The organism is Rhodanobacter terrae, assembly GCF_042657005.1.
Taxonomy (GTDB): Bacteria; Pseudomonadota; Gammaproteobacteria; order Xanthomonadales; family Rhodanobacteraceae; genus Rhodanobacter; species Rhodanobacter terrae.
Window position 1 is genome coordinate 1 of sequence record NZ_JBHSNG010000027.1, and the last position, 15554, is coordinate 15554.

At 64.0% G+C, this 15554-nt stretch carries 18 protein-coding genes; 13 read left to right on the forward strand and 5 right to left on the reverse strand.

Annotated elements, in window-relative coordinates; translation table 11 throughout:
* The first annotated feature begins 175 nt into the window (after positions 1–175).
* From ACFPPB_RS17390 to ACFPPB_RS17410, 5 genes are all read left to right on the forward strand, one after another.
* A complete protein-coding gene (locus tag ACFPPB_RS17390; RefSeq protein ID WP_377329411.1) occupies positions 176–355 on the forward strand; it encodes a hypothetical protein in 180 nt (59 codons plus the stop codon).
* Entirely contained in the window at positions 352–786 is a 435-nt protein-coding gene (locus ACFPPB_RS17395; protein ID WP_377329413.1) for a hypothetical protein, read from the forward strand. The genes ACFPPB_RS17390 and ACFPPB_RS17395 overlap by 4 nt, the downstream gene beginning before the upstream one ends.
* 248 nt (positions 787–1034) lie before the next feature.
* Positions 1035–2738 carry a DUF927 domain-containing protein gene (locus ACFPPB_RS17400; RefSeq protein WP_377329415.1) on the forward strand — a complete coding sequence of 568 codons (1704 nt, stop codon included), beginning with the start codon at positions 1035–1037 and terminating at the stop codon, positions 2736–2738.
* Complete coding sequence (locus ACFPPB_RS17405) at positions 2735–3274, forward strand: hypothetical protein (RefSeq protein WP_377329417.1); 540 nt, start codon at positions 2735–2737, stop codon at positions 3272–3274. Before ACFPPB_RS17400 ends, ACFPPB_RS17405 begins: the two co-directional genes overlap by 4 nt.
* Positions 3271–3516 (forward strand): hypothetical protein, encoded by a 246-nt coding sequence (locus ACFPPB_RS17410; RefSeq protein ID WP_377329419.1) that lies wholly within the window; start codon positions 3271–3273, stop codon positions 3514–3516. Before ACFPPB_RS17405 ends, ACFPPB_RS17410 begins: the two co-directional genes overlap by 4 nt.
* Before the next feature lie 455 nt (positions 3517–3971).
* On the opposite strand, the gene ACFPPB_RS17415 is transcribed toward ACFPPB_RS17410, so the two are convergent.
* Positions 3972–4433: a hypothetical protein gene (locus ACFPPB_RS17415; protein ID WP_377329421.1), complete on the reverse strand. Its 462-nt coding sequence runs from the start codon at positions 4431–4433 to the stop codon at positions 3972–3974.
* 80 nt (positions 4434–4513) lie between these two features.
* Between ACFPPB_RS17415 and ACFPPB_RS17420 the strand changes: the two genes are divergently transcribed.
* Positions 4514–4798, forward strand: a complete 285-nt coding sequence (locus ACFPPB_RS17420; protein WP_377329423.1) for a helix-turn-helix domain-containing protein — start codon at positions 4514–4516, stop codon at positions 4796–4798.
* 187 nt (positions 4799–4985) lie between these two features.
* Here ACFPPB_RS17420 and smpB read toward each other — a convergent pair whose 3' ends face one another.
* Positions 4986–5477, reverse strand: coding sequence for an SsrA-binding protein SmpB (smpB, locus tag ACFPPB_RS17425; RefSeq protein WP_077517912.1), 492 nt, complete (start codon positions 5475–5477; stop codon positions 4986–4988).
* An 83-nt stretch (positions 5478–5560) separates the two neighbouring features.
* Between smpB and ACFPPB_RS17430 the strand changes: the two genes are divergently transcribed.
* Positions 5561–5992 carry a type II toxin-antitoxin system RatA family toxin gene (locus tag ACFPPB_RS17430; RefSeq protein ID WP_377329425.1) on the forward strand — a complete coding sequence of 144 codons (432 nt, stop codon included), beginning with the start codon at positions 5561–5563 and terminating at the stop codon, positions 5990–5992.
* Positions 5985–6263: an RnfH family protein gene (locus tag ACFPPB_RS17435; protein ID WP_377329427.1), complete on the forward strand. Its 279-nt coding sequence runs from the start codon at positions 5985–5987 to the stop codon at positions 6261–6263. The genes ACFPPB_RS17430 and ACFPPB_RS17435 overlap by 8 nt, the downstream gene beginning before the upstream one ends.
* A gap of 44 nt (positions 6264–6307) precedes the next feature.
* On the opposite strand, the gene ACFPPB_RS17440 is transcribed toward ACFPPB_RS17435, so the two are convergent.
* The gene (locus ACFPPB_RS17440) at positions 6308–6772 is read right to left on the reverse strand and encodes an outer membrane protein assembly factor BamE (protein ID WP_377329429.1); all 465 of its coding nucleotides are present in this window, start codon (positions 6770–6772) and stop codon (positions 6308–6310) included.
* Positions 6773–6848: 76 nt separating this feature from the next.
* Between ACFPPB_RS17440 and fur the strand changes: the two genes are divergently transcribed.
* Positions 6849–7271, forward strand: a complete 423-nt coding sequence (fur, locus tag ACFPPB_RS17445) for a ferric iron uptake transcriptional regulator (RefSeq protein ID WP_377329431.1) — start codon at positions 6849–6851, stop codon at positions 7269–7271.
* A gap of 345 nt (positions 7272–7616) precedes the next feature.
* Here the strand turns inward: fur and ACFPPB_RS17450 are convergent, their stop codons facing one another.
* On the reverse strand, positions 7617–9212 hold the full coding sequence (locus ACFPPB_RS17450; RefSeq protein WP_377329433.1) for an MASE1 domain-containing sensor histidine kinase: 1596 nt from the start codon (positions 9210–9212) through the stop codon (positions 7617–7619).
* A gap of 95 nt (positions 9213–9307) precedes the next feature.
* Here ACFPPB_RS17450 and ACFPPB_RS17455 point away from each other — a divergent pair, with 95 nt between their 5' ends.
* The gene (locus tag ACFPPB_RS17455; RefSeq protein WP_377329435.1) at positions 9308–9943 is read left to right on the forward strand and encodes a response regulator; all 636 of its coding nucleotides are present in this window, start codon (positions 9308–9310) and stop codon (positions 9941–9943) included.
* Between the two features lie 17 nt (positions 9944–9960).
* Here ACFPPB_RS17455 and recN read toward each other — a convergent pair whose 3' ends face one another.
* A complete protein-coding gene (recN, locus tag ACFPPB_RS17460) occupies positions 9961–11634 on the reverse strand; it encodes a DNA repair protein RecN (protein WP_377329437.1) in 1674 nt (557 codons plus the stop codon).
* Positions 11635–11772: 138 nt separating this feature from the next.
* Between recN and hrcA the strand changes: the two genes are divergently transcribed.
* The 3 genes from hrcA (at position 11773) to dnaK (ending at position 15526) form a co-directional block, all read left to right on the forward strand.
* Positions 11773–12834 carry a heat-inducible transcriptional repressor HrcA gene (gene hrcA / locus ACFPPB_RS17465; protein WP_377329439.1) on the forward strand — a complete coding sequence of 354 codons (1062 nt, stop codon included), beginning with the start codon at positions 11773–11775 and terminating at the stop codon, positions 12832–12834.
* Positions 12835–12915: 81 nt separating this feature from the next.
* Entirely contained in the window at positions 12916–13449 is a 534-nt protein-coding gene (grpE, locus tag ACFPPB_RS17470) for a nucleotide exchange factor GrpE (RefSeq protein ID WP_377329441.1), read from the forward strand.
* Positions 13450–13600: 151 nt separating this feature from the next.
* A complete protein-coding gene (dnaK, locus tag ACFPPB_RS17475) occupies positions 13601–15526 on the forward strand; it encodes a molecular chaperone DnaK (RefSeq protein ID WP_377329443.1) in 1926 nt (641 codons plus the stop codon).
* The last annotated feature ends 28 nt before the right edge of the window (positions 15527–15554 follow it).

Consider the following 15554-nt stretch of genomic DNA (forward strand, 5'->3'; position numbering starts at 1 on the left):
GCCTGCAGACTCGTGCCGACTCCCAAATCCATCGCCTTCCTGCCCATGCTTACGCTCCAGATTGTCCGGATGCGTAGTGCAGCGGTTACGAACTGCTTGGGGAAGGTGTGGTGGGCGGACGCTTACGATATTCCGACGTGACGGCCTTCGCCGAGTCACTGGCCGGGGACGCAGCATGACCCGCCCCAAACGCAGCACCGCCCCGACGCGCGAACGTCGAGGCGGCAAGGTCTTGCGCACTGTCTGGCGTCGATTGTATCGCTTGAGCGAGCGCCTGGACGCCTGCGCCGAATGCGCGGCTATCGTGTTCTTTGTGGCCTTGTGCATGATGATCGTGCTGGGGGTGTGCCGATGAACGCATCCCTGCTGCTGTCCCGGCTGGACGGTGTGCGCCGTAGTGGCGACGGCTGGCGCGCGAACTGCCCGAACGGGCACGCGAAGGCGCGCGGTTCGCTGTCGATTATGGAGGCGCACGATGGGCGCATCCTGCTGGCGTGCTTCGCCTGCCACGACACCCCGGCCATTCTCGGCACGCTGGGCCTTGAACTCGCCGACCTGTTCCCCGAACGGATCAAGGACACCAGTCCCGAAGGCCGGCGCGGGGTGCGGGAAGCGTTCAAGCGTACGAGTTGGGCGGCGGCATTGCCCGTGCTGGCGCGAGAGGCATTCGTGGTGCTGCTGGCGGCGCGTGACGTGCTGGCCGGCAAGGCTCTGCCAGCGGCGGACGTGGATCGACTCGCGGCGGCGGTGGATCGTATCGAGCAGGCGCGGGAGGCGTTGGCATGACAGCCGAAACCTACATCCGCGACTTGGAAGCGAAGGAAGCCCGAGAGCTGGCGCTGTTGGAGCGGATGCCACGCCGGCCACTGGCGGCGGCGATCCGGCAGACGACGCGCGCTGCTATCCCTGTGCATTCGGCTGGGGACGCCGGGGACAATGGGGGCACCGCACCACACAATGGCTTGAGCCGTCCCCACCTTGAGCCGGGGACTGGGGACAATGGGGACAAGCCCGCGCCCCGTCCGCACTTTGAGTTGTTGGAAGCGCCAGCCGATGGCCGGCAAGCGGGCGTCTACTGGCTGGACGTGGCGCGCGACAGGGCCGGCGAAGTGACCGGGCAGGCCGCGCCAGCGTGGATATGCTCCCCGCTGTGCGTGGCCGCCATGACGCGCGACGCGCAAGGCAGTGCGTGGGGTCGCATGCTGGTGTTCGCCGACCGCGACGGCATGCTGCATCGCTGGACAATGCCCATGCGCATGCTGGCAGGCAATGGCGAAGAGCTGCGCGGCGAGTTGTTGGCCGAAGGGTTGACGATCACGTCATCCGGGCGCGACCGCGCGCGGCTGGTGGACTACATCGGGCAGGCTCGCCCCGACGTCACGGCGCGATGCGTAACGCGTACCGGCTGGCATGGAGACGTGTTCGTGTTGCCGCGCGAAACCTTCGGCGACACTGACGCCGAACCCGTCCACTATCAGGCGGCGACGCTGGACGGCGTGACGCTGGGGAAGGGTGGCACACTGGCCGGATGGATCGGCGAGGTATCCGCGCGGTGCGCCGGTAATGCGCGGCTGGTGCTGTCCGTATCGCTGGGCTTCGCTGGCCCGTGCCTGGACTTGCTGCGCATGGACGGCGGTGGCTTCCACCTGCGCGGCGGTAGTTCCACCGGCAAGACCACGGCGCTACGGGTGGCCGCGTCTCTGTTCGGCGCGCCGGATTACGTGCGGACGTGGCGGCACACCGACAACGGACTGGAAGGCGTGGCGGGCATGCACTCGGGCTTGCTGCTGGTGCTGGACGAAATCGGCGAGCTGGCCCCGAAGATTGCGGGGCAAACCGCCTACATGCTGGCGAACGGGCAAGGCAAGGGACGCGCGGCGCGGGACGGCTCCCCGCGTGCGCTGACCACATGGCGCCTGCTGTTCCTGTCATCCGGCGAGGTGGCGCTGTCCGATCTGGTGACGCAAGCGGGCGGCAAGGTTCGTGCGGGGCAGGAAGTGCGCGTTATCGACCTGCCGGCCGATGCCGGCGCGGGGCATGGCCTGTTCGACATGTTGCCCGATGACATGGCGGCTGGCGCGTTCGCCGACTCGCTGGCAGCGGCCAGCGCCAAGCATCACGGCCACGCGCTGCCGGCGTTCCTGAATGCTTTGGTTGCCGACCCCGCGAAGGCCCGCGATGCACTGGCGAAGCTGCGCGACACCATCGCGGCCGAACTCACCGGCGATCATGCGGACGGACAGGTACGGCGGGTGGCGCAGCGGTTCGCGCTGGTGGCAGCGGCGGGCGAGTTGGCGACCGCGTACAAGCTGACCGGCTGGGCCACGGGCGAGGCGCAGCGCGCAGCGGCGGCGTGCTTTCGCGCATGGATGGACGGGCGCGGTACGGCGGGCGCAAGCGAGCCGGCGGCGATGCTGGATCAAGTGCGCGCGTTCCTGTCGGCGCATGGGGAATCACGGTTTACCGCATGGCACGGCGAACCCGGCGACCGGGTGACGATCAATCGCGCGGGCTTTCGCAAGGATGGCCCCGACGGCCCCACTTACTACGTGGAGAGCGAGGTATTCAAGCGTGAGCTGTGCGCGGGCTTCGACGCGGGCGCGGTGGCAAAGGTGCTGGCGGGAGCTGGTGCGCTGGAAGTGGGCGGCGACGGTCGGATGACCTGCAAGACCCGATTGCCGGATGACCGCAACACACGCGTCTACGTCATCACGCCGGCCCTGTGGGGTGAAGCATGAGCGTCGCCGACATTCTGCGCGAGTGCGGCATTGTCCCCACTGTCCCCACCACGTCCCCAAGAGTGGGGACGCTGCAAACCCTTGTGGCAAGCCATGTCCCCACTGTCCCCATTGTCCCCACCGAAAAACACAAGCCTAGAGCGCAACCGCTGAAATCGGCCCCGGTATCGCGCGGCGACCGTGGCCGGATGCGTGACGCCCTGCTGGCGCTGGCGAGCGGCTTGGGGCTGGATCGCGCCATCGTCCACCGACTCACCACGGCAGACCTGGTCGACTGCACGGGCATCCCTGCCGATGCCTTGCGCGCTTACCTGCTGATGTTGGATGACATCGCGACCCGGCAGGCCGGCAAAGTTCCATCGAGCGATTCGGCGGCGATCCTATGCCAGCACTGCGGCCCGGTCTACGTTCATCCGGCCATTGCCGCGTGTCTGCCTGTGGTGTCCGGCTGGCCCCGTGCGCTGGGCTGCCCGTGGTGTTTCGTGCGCAAGGCAGGCGGCTACATTCCGAGTCCGCCAGCGAGGGCGACCGTATGACGTGGAAACCCGGTCTGCGGGTAATGACCGCCAGCGACCGCACCGAGTGGCAGGAGTGGAGTAAGGCCCGCAAGCTGGAAAGTCAGCGCGAACGCCGTCGCCTGCATCCTCGCATCGACTACTACCCGAGTAAGGCCGCGCAGGCCCTGATAGAAGCACGCGCCGGGTGCTTTGTCGGCGGTGACTATTCCAGCGTAATTGATGCGCTCTTGCTGGCCGGTGCCGGGGAGTTTCCGGAATAAAGTAGAGCAATCTGCAAAACGCAGGCAGGGCTAGACGAAGACCACTGCTACTTCGTCGGCCTGATAAACAAACGGGAAATACCGGGCGAATTGCAAATGCAGGCGAAAAGCAACGGGGGTAGTTAGCTCGAAAACCCCTTTGCAGGTCAAAGCGTTGCGCGCCCTCTTGGGTGAGTGCTATGGAGCCGTCTGCGGTTTCTTGGCTGGGCAAGAGTATCCGCAGACCTTGAGCGCTGACGTGCACTCGTTCTGGCGTTCGATAGGGAACAGCGAGAATTTGGAAAGACATTGCGAATAGTTGGCGCTGCACTCTCGTACGCACGGCCCATCCTTGTCACTTAAATCCGGGACGCTGGCACACGCGGTAAGAGCAAGGCCAAACACGACTGAAAGGGCGAGACGTTGCCACATGATTTTCCCCTGTTTCCAATTCATCTTACCGCGCGATACGGCGCCTAAGACCCGGCTGCTTTTTTACGTTGTACCTCAAAATAACCTCTGAGCTCGGCGTCAGGCGTGCCATCCATGCTCCTGACGACGAGCGTCATTGCGTTCACTACATCTATTCGACGATTTCTGTAGTCCGCGTAGATCTTGTTGAGCCCATCTACGATCTGGCCAGACGTTACATTTCCAAACTCCCTGCTTTCGTGGTCATCCATGAACTTGGTGAGCTTTATTGCGGGCCCGTCAGGATCAAATTTCGGATAAGCAAGCATAAGTGAGCCCTTCCATAAATCGTCCTCATAGGACATGCCGTCAAGAAAACCGACCACGTAAGCAATTTTGAAAGACTCACTTTGTTGGTTCCACCAATTCCCATCTCTCTGGGTTTGGTCTGCATGCGCAAAACCGCCCATGAACGAGAGCGCGGCAAGCATGAAGGCACTTGTAAGGATTCGTTTTAGCGTAACCATGGGAAGCCCTTTCTTGGGCGGTCGCCCTTGATTCATAGTAACGATAGTCCGTGGTTCAATAGTCCACAAGAAATGACTGTATGGGGGTGGACATCACCCCTTACGTCGGCACTGCGTTTCGACTCCTACGGGAGCGGACGGAGGTCAGCCAAGAAGATTTGGCCTTCCGCGCAGGGTTAGATCGTACGTACGTGAGTGGCATAGAGTGTGGCCGCAGGAATCCGTCGCTCAAGTCGATGCAGCACCTTGCCGCCGAGTTGTCGGTATCACTGGATCAGGTGTTCATTCTCGCTCGCAAGCTGGCTGGTCAAACGGAAAAACTGCCGGCGCAAAAGCGTGTACGCAAGCCGCGTGCGCATGGTTGAACCGTTGGAATGACGCATGGCATCCAGCACCTTGCGGGGGTAACTTTGGGGGTAACGGGTACATGTGTTTTTGTGAAGCCTTTGCACCGCAAGGCTTGCGGCGATCAATTCAATAGACGCCACCCACAAACAAAAAAGCCCTTGATGACTTCAAGGGCTTTTTTGTTGCGGGCTGCTCTGTGCCGGGTCAGGCGCTGCGGTTGTGTGAGCGCATGGTGCGCTGTTTTTCGATCTGCCAGTCGCGCTGTTTTTCAGTGTCGCGCTTGTCGTGTTCCTGCTTGCCGCGGGCGAGGCCGATCTCGACCTTGACCTTGTTGCCCTTCCAGTACATCGCCGTGGGCACCAGTGTGTAGCCCTTGCGCTCGACGGCACCGACCAGCTGATCGATTTCCTTGCGATGCAGCAGCAGTTTGCGGGTGCGTCGATCTTCGGCGATGACGTGGGTGGAGGCACTGATCAACGGCGGGATCGAGGTGCCGATCAGGAAGATCTCGTTCTTCAGGACGACCGCGTAGCTGTCGCCGAAGTTGATCCGTCCGGCACGCAGTGCCTTCAGCTCCCAGCCTTGCAGGGCAACGCCGGCCTCGAAACGCTGGTCGATGTGGTACTCGAAGCGGGAGCGCTTGTTGAGCGCGATGGTGCCGCCGCCCTTGTTGTCTTTGTCCTTCGCCTTGGCCATGTCCGTTAAACTCGGGCCTTGTTGCCCTGATGCCGATTCCGCCGCATACCGGGCCAAACCAAGCGTGATGTGAAGAGGTTGCCGTGATCGAAATCCGTCGCAGTGCGCTGGTGAAGTTTTCGCCGATGCAGATGTTCGACCTGGTCAATGAAGTTGAAGCATACCCAAAGCGTTTCTCCTGGTGTGCCGGCGCCGAGGTACTTGAACGCCAGGGTGACGTGCTGGTGGCGCGGCTGGATCTCAAGTTTGCGGGATTCCACCAGAGTTTCACCACGCGCAATTCGGTCGACCCGCCCAGGCGTTTGCAGATGAGTCTGGTCGATGGTCCATTCCGCAGCCTCGAGGGCGTGTGGGATTTCATCGCTCTGGGCGACGCCGGCTGCAAGGTCGCGTTCGCGCTGGATTTCGACTACGCGGGGCGGCTGGGCGGGAGTGCGCTGAAGCTTGGCTTCCAGGGACTGGCAGGGCGCATGGTCGACGATTTCTGTCGGGAGGCCGAGCGGGTCTATGGCTGAGCGAACGATCACGGCCGAGGTGGTTTATGCGGCTGCCGGAGAGCAAATCCTTCGTCGGGTCGAATTGGCCGATGGCAGTACGGTAAAGCAGGCCATCGATGCCTCGGGAATCGCCGGGATGCTCCCGGAGGCCGCGATCGACGCGCGCCACCTCGGCGTATTCGCACGCAGGGTGACGCCCGACCAAATCGTGCGGGACGGCGACCGAATCGAGATCTACCGGCCGCTCATGCTGGATCCGATGGAAGCGCGCCGCCGCCGTGCCCGTTGAGCGAGGATCGGAATGGCCAGGAGACGGCCAACCTGCACTCGTGGTCAATGGCCGCTGTCGTTGCCCTGGCCCTGGCCGAAGCCGCCGTCGTCCTTGCTGTCCTTCGGAGACTTGCTCTTGTCACCCTCGGTCTCGTTGACGGGGTAGCCGGTGTTGTACTTCTTGCTTTCGTTGACCAGTTGCTGGGCGTCCTGCGCGAAGAAATCGCCTTCGGTACGGACCAGCGTGTCATTGTTGAAGGTCAGCGTGAATGTACGTACCTTGATCGGGCCACCGCGATGCGAGAAGGTGGACACGTAATCCCAGCGGCTCTGGTCGAAGGGCGTGCTGACCGAAGGCGTGCCCATCAGCACCAGGACCTGGTGCTTGGTCATCCCGGGCTTGAGCTGAGACACCACTTTTTTGTCGAGCAGATTGCCTTGCTGCACGTCGGGCGTGTAGACGATGTGGCAGCCAGCCAGGGAGAGCGCCAGCATGGCGAAAACCAGCAGGGTGATCAGCTTTTGCATGCGTGTTGCGTCCGGATCGTAAAGGTGTCGGATGATACACTACCGGCTTGAAAACGCCGCGTGCGGAGAGTGGGTTATGGAACAGGAAACCAAAGAGCTGCGCAGGGTTGGCCTCAAGGTGACCCATCCGCGCATGCGCATCCTGCAAATCTTCGACGAGGAGGGGGTGCAGCATCTCACCGCCGAAGACGTCTACAAGAAACTGCTTGCCCACCAGGAAGACATCGGCCTGGCGACGGTCTATCGCGTACTGACGCAGTTCGAGGCGGCAGGCATCATCGTCAAGCACAATTTCGAAGGCGGCCAGGCTGTCTACGAACTCGATCGTGGCAAACATCACGACCACATGATTGATGTGGACAGCGGGAAAGTGATTGAGTTCGTCAGCGAGGAGATCGAGCGCCTGCAGCACGAGATCGCGACACGGCACGGCTATGTGATCGAGGATCACAGCCTGGTGCTGTACGTGCGGCCGAAGCACCATTCGCGCAAAAGCTGAGGAATGGGCAGGGAAATCCGACATGCAGCTTCCGTCGGAGGCTGCAGGGAATCTCGACCTCGATCCGTTGCCAATGACGTGTGTTGCGCTGAATGACGCGCATAAAAAAGCCGCGAGGAGGACTCCTGTCCGCCCGCGGCTGCTCCCCTACCTGTCTCAGTCGGCGTACGCGATTCACTCGCGGGCCAGCGCTGGTCGCCAGGTAGTGGCGAAACGGCATCCTGCCGTTGTTTCAGAATCCCCGTCCCCACGGAGACTCTGATCCGCCATCTTTCGATGGCGGCTCCCCCACATCGATGGATCGATCGTAACGAGCCTTTCACTTTTCCGGTATCGGAAAAATTCCTAGTTTTGTCGGCGACTTTCCGCCAAGCCGTTGTTGCCGCGCAGCAAAATTCGCAGATGCACGCCTGCATCCTCAGGACGCAGGCGGAACTGGCCGCCCAGCGAGGTCACCCGGTCGCGCATGCCTTGCAGGCCGCGGCCGCCACGGGGCAGCCGGCTGGGCAAACCGATCCCGTTGTCGCGCAGATCGAGCAGGGCAAGAGCGATGCCTTGACGTTCGCCTATACGCAATCGCAGTCTGAACTCACTGGCTTGTGCGTGCTTGACGGCGTTGGTCGCGCTCTCCTGCGCCAGTCGGTAAATCGCGGTGCGGATGTCGTCGTCCAGCAGCCGCGGATCGCCATGCAGTTCGGTGTGGTAAGTCATCCCAGCGGTATTGAGCAGATCGCGGATCGGGCCTTCGTCCAGGGCGCGCAGAAGACCGAATTCGTCCAGCACGGCCGGACGCAGATCGTCCAGCAGACGGTGCAGGGCGCGCCGCATGTGCGCGAGGATGGTATTGATCGAAGTACTGATGTCCTCCATGCCGGCCTGACGCAGGCGCGCCTGCGCCAGCTTCACGTGGGTCTGGATCGCCGTGATGTTCTGGCCCAGTTCGTCGTGCAGTTCGGCCGCCAGGTGCCGGCGCTGGTTCTCGTCCGCCTGCAGATTGCCGCGGGCGGCGGCGCGTAATTGGTGAGCGAGCTGGTCCAGTCGACGATTGACCGCGCCCAGATAGACGTTCTGCTCGGCGACTCGTTCGCTGCTCCGGCGCAACGCATCGGTAGCCGAGCCGAGCATCAACGCGCCGGTGCCGGCGACAGCCAGGAACAGATAGGCCGCGGCAGTCGATGGGGTGTGGCCAAGATGCCGGTCCACCAGGGTCATGCCGAGACTGGTGATGAGCATCGCCAGGCTGGCGCCACGCCAGCCGTGGCGGAACGCAAAGAACAGCACGGGCGCCAGTGACAGCACGCGGGCAAATTGCGGTTGCGGCGCGGCCTGTTCGGACAGCACCAGCAGTATCGTCATCGAGGGCAGCATCACCAGCAGGCCGTCCATGACCAGACCGGTCAACGCGCGCTGGTCGAGCCGGGTGCGCAGCATCATGATCATCAATGGCACGATCAGCAGGATGCCCAGGTAATGGCTGAGCAGTTCCTCACCGAGTACCCGCAGCATCAGCTCCGGTGAATCGGGGTGGACAATGGCCAGCAGGGCAGCGTCCACTGCCGTAGTGGCCGTCACCACCAGTACCACGGAAAGCAGCAGTCGGGTCACCTCCTGCGGACTGTGCAGGCTGACATGCAAGTTGAACTGCCGCAGCAGCCACAGGCTGCCCGCCATCACCAGCAGCTCGGGCAGCTCATCGATGGCGAAGCCGGCCCAGCCCTGTGGCATGCCCTGGACCAGGCTTATGCTGGCGGTCGCGGCCAGCTCCGCGCCCAGCAGCCAGCCCCAGTGGCGCATCGGCGTGAGCAGCAAGGCACCGAAGCGCAAGCCATACGGCAACATCCAGAACGGTTGCACGGTCGGCCACAACAGCAGCCATAGCAAGAGATAACCGGCGCCCAGCAGGGGGCCGGAGTTGGGCAGACGGAATGATTTCAGGCGCATGGACGGATGTTACATGTGCGATCCGCATCGAAGCGCGGGAGCGATTGTTGGCGGCAGGCGCGCATATGGCCCGGTTCAATGTGTAAAGTAACGGGATGTACAGCATTGTTTTGGTCGATGACCACGCCATCGTTCGTGAGGGCTTCAAGCGGCTGATCGAGATGGAGCCGGATCTTGACGTCGTGGCCGAATGCCGCAGCGCCGACGACGCGGTGGAGGCGGTCGGCCACTGGCATCCGGATCTGGTGGCGCTGGATCTGTCCTTGCCTGACGGCAGCGGCCTGCCGTTGATCGAGCATCTGCTCAGCGTCGCCCCCCAGACACGTATCGTGGTGCTGAGCATGCATGACGGCGAACCGTACGTGTCCGAGGCCCTGCGTCGCGGCGCCAGCGGCTATGTCACCAAGGGAGTGGCGCCGGAGGAACTCGTTGCAGGCCTGCGCGCGGTGATGCTCGGCGAGTGTTTCCTGAGTTCGGATCTGCGCCAGCGCCGGGCCGACAGACCCGATGCGGCGATTGATCCGATCAACCGGCTCACAGTACGCGAACGCGAGGTATTCCTGTTGCTGGCAGGTGGCCGCGCACCCAAACAGGTGGCGGGCGAACTGGGGATCGGTCAGAAAACGGTCTACATCCACCGCGCCAGCCTGATGGGCAAACTGGGCGCGGGTTCCGAACTGGACCTGTATCGAATGGCGACAGAACGGGGGTTGTTGCCGCCGAACGGCTGATCCCGCCTGGGCCTTGTTCAGGCCGTCTGCGCCCGTTCCAGCATCTGTTTGGCATGCGCCCGCGTCTCGCGGGTGATCTCGACGCCGCCGAGCATGCGTGCCAGTTCATCCCTGCGCCCTCCGGCATCGAGCTTCTCGATTTGCGTGCGGGTGGAATCCCCGTCGCTGTGCTTGCTGACCCGCAGGTGCGCGTGGCCCTGGGCGGCTACCTGCGGCAGATGGGTCACGCAGAGCACCTGGCGCTGGGCGCCGAGCGCGCGCAGTTTCTGCCCGACCACTTCGGCCACGGCACCGCCGATGCCGCTGTCGACCTCGTCGAAAATCATGCTGCCGACCGTGTCGTTGCCCAAGGTGGCGACCTCGATCGCCAGGCTGATGCGCGCCAGTTCGCCGCCGGAGGCCACCTTGCGCAACGGTCGTGGCGGCTGGCCTGGGTTGGCGCTGACCAGCAGCTCGCAGCGCTCCTGGCCTTGGGGGTCCGGCTCTTCGCCGACCGCGGCTTCCAGTTCGATGCGCAGCAGACCACCGGCCATACCCAGCTCGGCCATCAGCACGCTGACTTCCTCACTGAGCCGGGTTGCCGCCATCGCGCGCGCCTGGCTCAGCTGAGCGGCCGCAAGCGTGTAATCGTGTTGCAGCCGCTGGCGTTGCGCAGCCAGTTGTTCCAGCGCATCGCCTGCACCTTCGAGATCGCCAAGTTCGATGCGCAAGGTGGCGAGCTTGTCGTGCAGCTCGGCCACCGGCAAGCGGTGTCGACGCGACAGCTCGTGCAGATGGGCCAGATGGCTGTCGACCTCGGCGAAACGCTCCGGGTCGAGGTCGACGTCCTGCGCGTAGCGGCCCAGGCCATCGGCGGCTTCGCCGAGTTCGATGCTGGCGTTGTCGAGCAGTTCCAGCAGCGGTGCCAATCTGTCGTCGAGTGCAGCGAGTTTGCCGAGTTCGGCATGGGCACGGCCGAGCGCGCGGCGCAACGCGAATTCGCTGTCGCCATCGAGCAGTTCGACCACGCCGGCACTGCCCTCGGCCAGCCGGCCGGCGTTGGCGAGGCGGCGGTGGCTTGCCTCAAGTTCGTCCAGTTCGGCTGCCGGCAACGCCCATTTTTCCAGTTCGCCCAGTTCGTGGCGCAGCAGGTCGATGCGCTGGTCGCGATCCTCGCCACCGCTGAGCTTGCGCATGCGCGCGCCCAGCTCGCGCCATTGCAGCGCCCCGTCGCGTACCTGCGCGAGCAGGGCATCGTGGCCGGCGTAGGCATCCAGCAAGGCCAACTGGTGCGAGCGCGAGAGCAGCGCCTGATGCTCGTGCTGGCCATGGATCTCGACCAACAGCGAAGCGAGCTCGCCGAGCTGGCGCGCATTGGCGGGACGACCGTTGATCCATGCCTTGGAGCTGCCCTCGGTACGGATCACCCGTCGCAACTGGCAGCCACCGTCCTCGTCCAGCTCCTCGCGCTGCAGCCAGTCGCGGGCTTCCGGCAGTTCGGCCACGTCGAATTCCGCGGCCAGTTCGGCGCGATCGCTGCCGGCGCGTACCATGCCGCTGTCGGCGCGGGCGCCGGCGAGCAGCATCAGCGCGTCGACCAGCAGCGATTTGCCGGCACCGGTTTCACCGCTGACCACGGTCAGGCCGGGGCCGAACGCGATCTCGGCAGCCTCGACGACGGCAAAATGACGGACATAGAGCGAAGTGAGCATGGGCAGGCAGATGATGGAATGGATGGATTGTAGCGGCAGCCTGGCGGCGCAAAACACCGCCTCCGCTTGTAAGCTTCGCGCGCAGACCTTATTTCACTCATGTCTCAAAGATTGCTACACCATGGATCACATCAGCGCATGATCAACCCGCATGGCCACGATCTCGATGCCCGCGCGCGACGGCTGTTGCGGACGTTGATCGCCCAGTACCTGATCGACGGGGAGCCGGTCGGTTCACGTACGCTGTCGCGCTCGTCCGGGCTGGACGTGAGTCCGGCGACGATCCGCAACATCATGGCTGACCTGGAAGACGCCGGACTGGTCGCCTCGCCGCACACTTCGGCGGGACGCGTGCCGACACCGCGCGGGTTGCGCCTGTTCGTCGACAGCCTGATCGAACTGCAGCCTCTGCCGCACGCGGAGATGGCCCGCCTGCAGAGGGAGCTGCCGCCGGGACCGACCACCACGCGGGACCTGCTCGGCAACGTCTCTACCTTGCTCTCGGCGATGACCCACTTTGCCGGCGTGGTCACGGTACCGCGTCAGGTCGACTTCCCGCTGCGGCATATCGATTTCGTGCCGCTGCCGGATGCCCGGGTGCTCGTGATCCTGGTGTTCACCGACAACCAGGTGCAGAACCGTATCGTGCAGTTGGTGAGGCCGCTGCACAGCGGCGAGCTGGAGCAGGCCGCGAATTACCTCAACAGCCAGTTTGCCGGTTTGCGCGTGGATGAGATCCGCACGCATCTGCTGGCCGAATTGCGCGAAACCGGCAGCGAACTCAACCGGCTGCTGGCCAGTACCGTCGCGTTGGCGACCGCGTCCTTCGCGCCGCAGGCTGGCGGCAGCGACGTGTTGGTCAGCGGCCAGACCAACCTGATGGCGTATTCGGAGCTGTCCGACCTGCAGCGCCTGCGCGAATTGTTCGAGGCGTTCCAGCAGAAGAATGAATTGCTGCAGCTGATGGAGGTCTGCGCCAAGGCACCGGGTGTGCGTCTGTTCATCGGCGAGGAATCCGGCTTCACGGCGCTGGACGGCTGCAGCGTGGTCACCGCCAGTTACGGTGCGCAGGGGCGCGTGCTGGGCGCGGTCGGGGTGATCGGGCCGACCCGGATGGCGTACGAGCGGGTGATTCCGGTGGTGCAGGCCACTGCCGGATTGCTCAGCGACGCCTTGAATCGCGCCGCCACGACCTTATAACCGCTGCGGGAGGCGGGGCTTCTCGCAAAATCTGGACGGTCGGCATCCGCGCCGGCCACGAACTTTCGTTTGGAGTGATGCATGCAGAACAACGATCCGCAGTCGACGGGCGACGCGCCGCCACGGGGCCAGCCAGGTGAGTCGTCGACCCCTGAGCTGGACAGCTTGCAGGCGCGGGTGGCCGAGCTGGAAGCGAGCAATGCCGAGTTGCTGGAAACCGTGCTGCGCGAAAAGGCCGAGCTGGAGAATCAGCGTCGCCGCCTGCACCGTGACCTGGAACAGGCCCGCCGCTTCGCCAACGAAAAACTGCTGAACGAGCTGCTGCCGGTCTACGACGGTCTGGAAAGCGGTCTGGCGGTCGAGGGTGGCGATATCGCCACGATGCGCGAGGGTATCAGTCTGACCCTGAAGGCACTGCTCAAGGTGGCCGAGAACCACGGCATGGCGCAGGTCGATCCGCTGGGCCAGCCGCTCGATCCGGAGCGCCATCATGCGGTGAGCATGGTCGAGGCGCCGGGCCAGACACCGGGAACCGTGGTCAGCGTGCTGCAGAAAGGCTATGTGTTGAACGATCGTCTGCTTCGGCCTGCACTGGTCGCGGTGGCGAAGGATTGAGCGATCCACCGGCTGGCGCCCGCCTGAACGGCGCGCCGGCGAAAGCAGCGAAATAGCATCCGGGGCCTTGCCGGCATTGAATCGCCAGAGCAGGCCCCCATCTGGAAACCATCGCGGCCGCGGGGGCCGCAAGAAAATTTGGAGCATACACATGGGCAAGATCATCGGTATCGACCTGGGCACGACGAACTCCTGCGTGTCCATCATGGACGGCAGCACGACCAAGGTCATCGAAAACTCGGAAGGTGACCGCACCACGCCGTCCATCGTCGCCTTCAACAAGGACGGCGAGGTACTCGTGGGCGCCTCGGCCAAGCGCCAGAGCGTGACCAACCCGAAGAACACCTTCTACGCGGTGAAGCGCCTGATCGGCCGCAAGTTCACCGACGCGGAAGTGCAGAAAGATCTGCACATCGTGCCCTACAGCATCATTGCCCACGACAACGGCGACGCCTGGGTGCAGACCTCCGACGGCCGGAAGATGGCGCCGCAGGAGATCGCCGCGAAGGTGCTGATGAAGATGAAGAAGACCGCCGAGGATTATCTGGGCGAGACGATCACCGAGGCGGTGATCACCGTGCCGGCCTACTTCAACGACAGTCAGCGCCAGGCCACCAAGGACGCGGGCAAGATCGCCGGCCTCGACGTCAAGCGCATCATCAACGAGCCGACCGCGGCCGCGCTGGCGTACGGCATGGACAAGAAGGGCGGGGACCGCAAGATCGCGGTGTACGACCTTGGCGGCGGCACTTTCGACGTGTCCATCATCGAGATCGCCGAAGTCGATGGCGAGAAGCAGTTCGAAGTGCTGGCCACCAATGGCGACACGTTCCTTGGCGGTGAAGACTTCGACATGCGCGTGATCGACTACCTCGTCGACGAATTCAACAAGGAGCAGGGCATCGACCTGCGCAAGGATCCGCTTGCCTTGCAGCGTCTGAAGGATGCGGCCGAGCGCGCCAAGATCGAGCTGTCCTCGAATCACCAGACCGACGTGAACCTGCCGTACGTTACGGCTGATGCATCCGGCCCGAAGCATCTCAATATCAAGCTGACCCGCGCCAAGCTCGAGGCGCTGGTGGAAGACCTGATCAAGCGCACCATCGATCCGTGCCGCACGGCGCTGAATGACGCCGGCCTGCGCGTGTCGGACATCAATGACGTGATCCTCGTCGGTGGGCAAACCCGCATGCCGAAGGTACAGGAGTCGGTGAAGGACTTCTTCGGCAAGGATCCGCGCAAGGACGTCAACCCGGACGAAGCCGTCGCCGTGGGCGCGGCGATCCAGGGTGGCGTGCTGGGCGGTTCGGTCAAGGACGTGCTGCTGCTCGACGTCACCCCGCTGTCGCTGGGCATCGAGACGATGGGCGGCGTGATGACCAAGCTGATCGAGAAGAACACCACGGTGCCGACCAAGGCGGCGCAGACGTTCTCCACCGCTGACGACAATCAGACCGCGGTGACCGTGCACGTGCTGCAGGGCGAGCGCGAGCGCGCCAGCGCGAACAAGTCGCTGGGCAAGTTCGACCTGTCCGGTATCGACGCCGCGCCGCGGGGTCAGCCGCAGATCGAGGTGACGTTCGACATCGACGCCAACGGCATCCTGCACGTGTCGGCCAAGGACAAGAAGACCGGCAAGGAACAGAAGATCGAGATCAAGGCCGGTTCGGGCCTGTCCGAGGACGAGATCGCACGGATGGTGGCCGACGCCGAGGCGAACAAGGAAGACGACAAGAAGTTCCACGAGCTGGTCGCCACCCGCAACAAGGCCGACCAGCTGGTGCATGCCACCCGCAGCGCACTGAAGGAGCACGGCGGCAAGGTGCCGGCCGATCAGCTCTCGACGATCGAAGGCGCGTTGTCCGATCTGGAAAAGGTCAAGGACGGCGAGGACAAGGCCGCGATCGAGTCCAAGGTCGAGAAGCTCGAGCAAGTGGCGCAGGCGCTGTATGCCGCGGCACAGGGCGGCCCGGCCGACGCCGGTGCGCATGCGCAGTCCGCGCCGGGCGGCGGTTCGGCCCAGCCGGATGACGTGGTCGACGCCGAGTTCACCGAAGTGAAAGACGGCAAGCAATAATAGGCATCGTTATCGGCACGGCCGATCG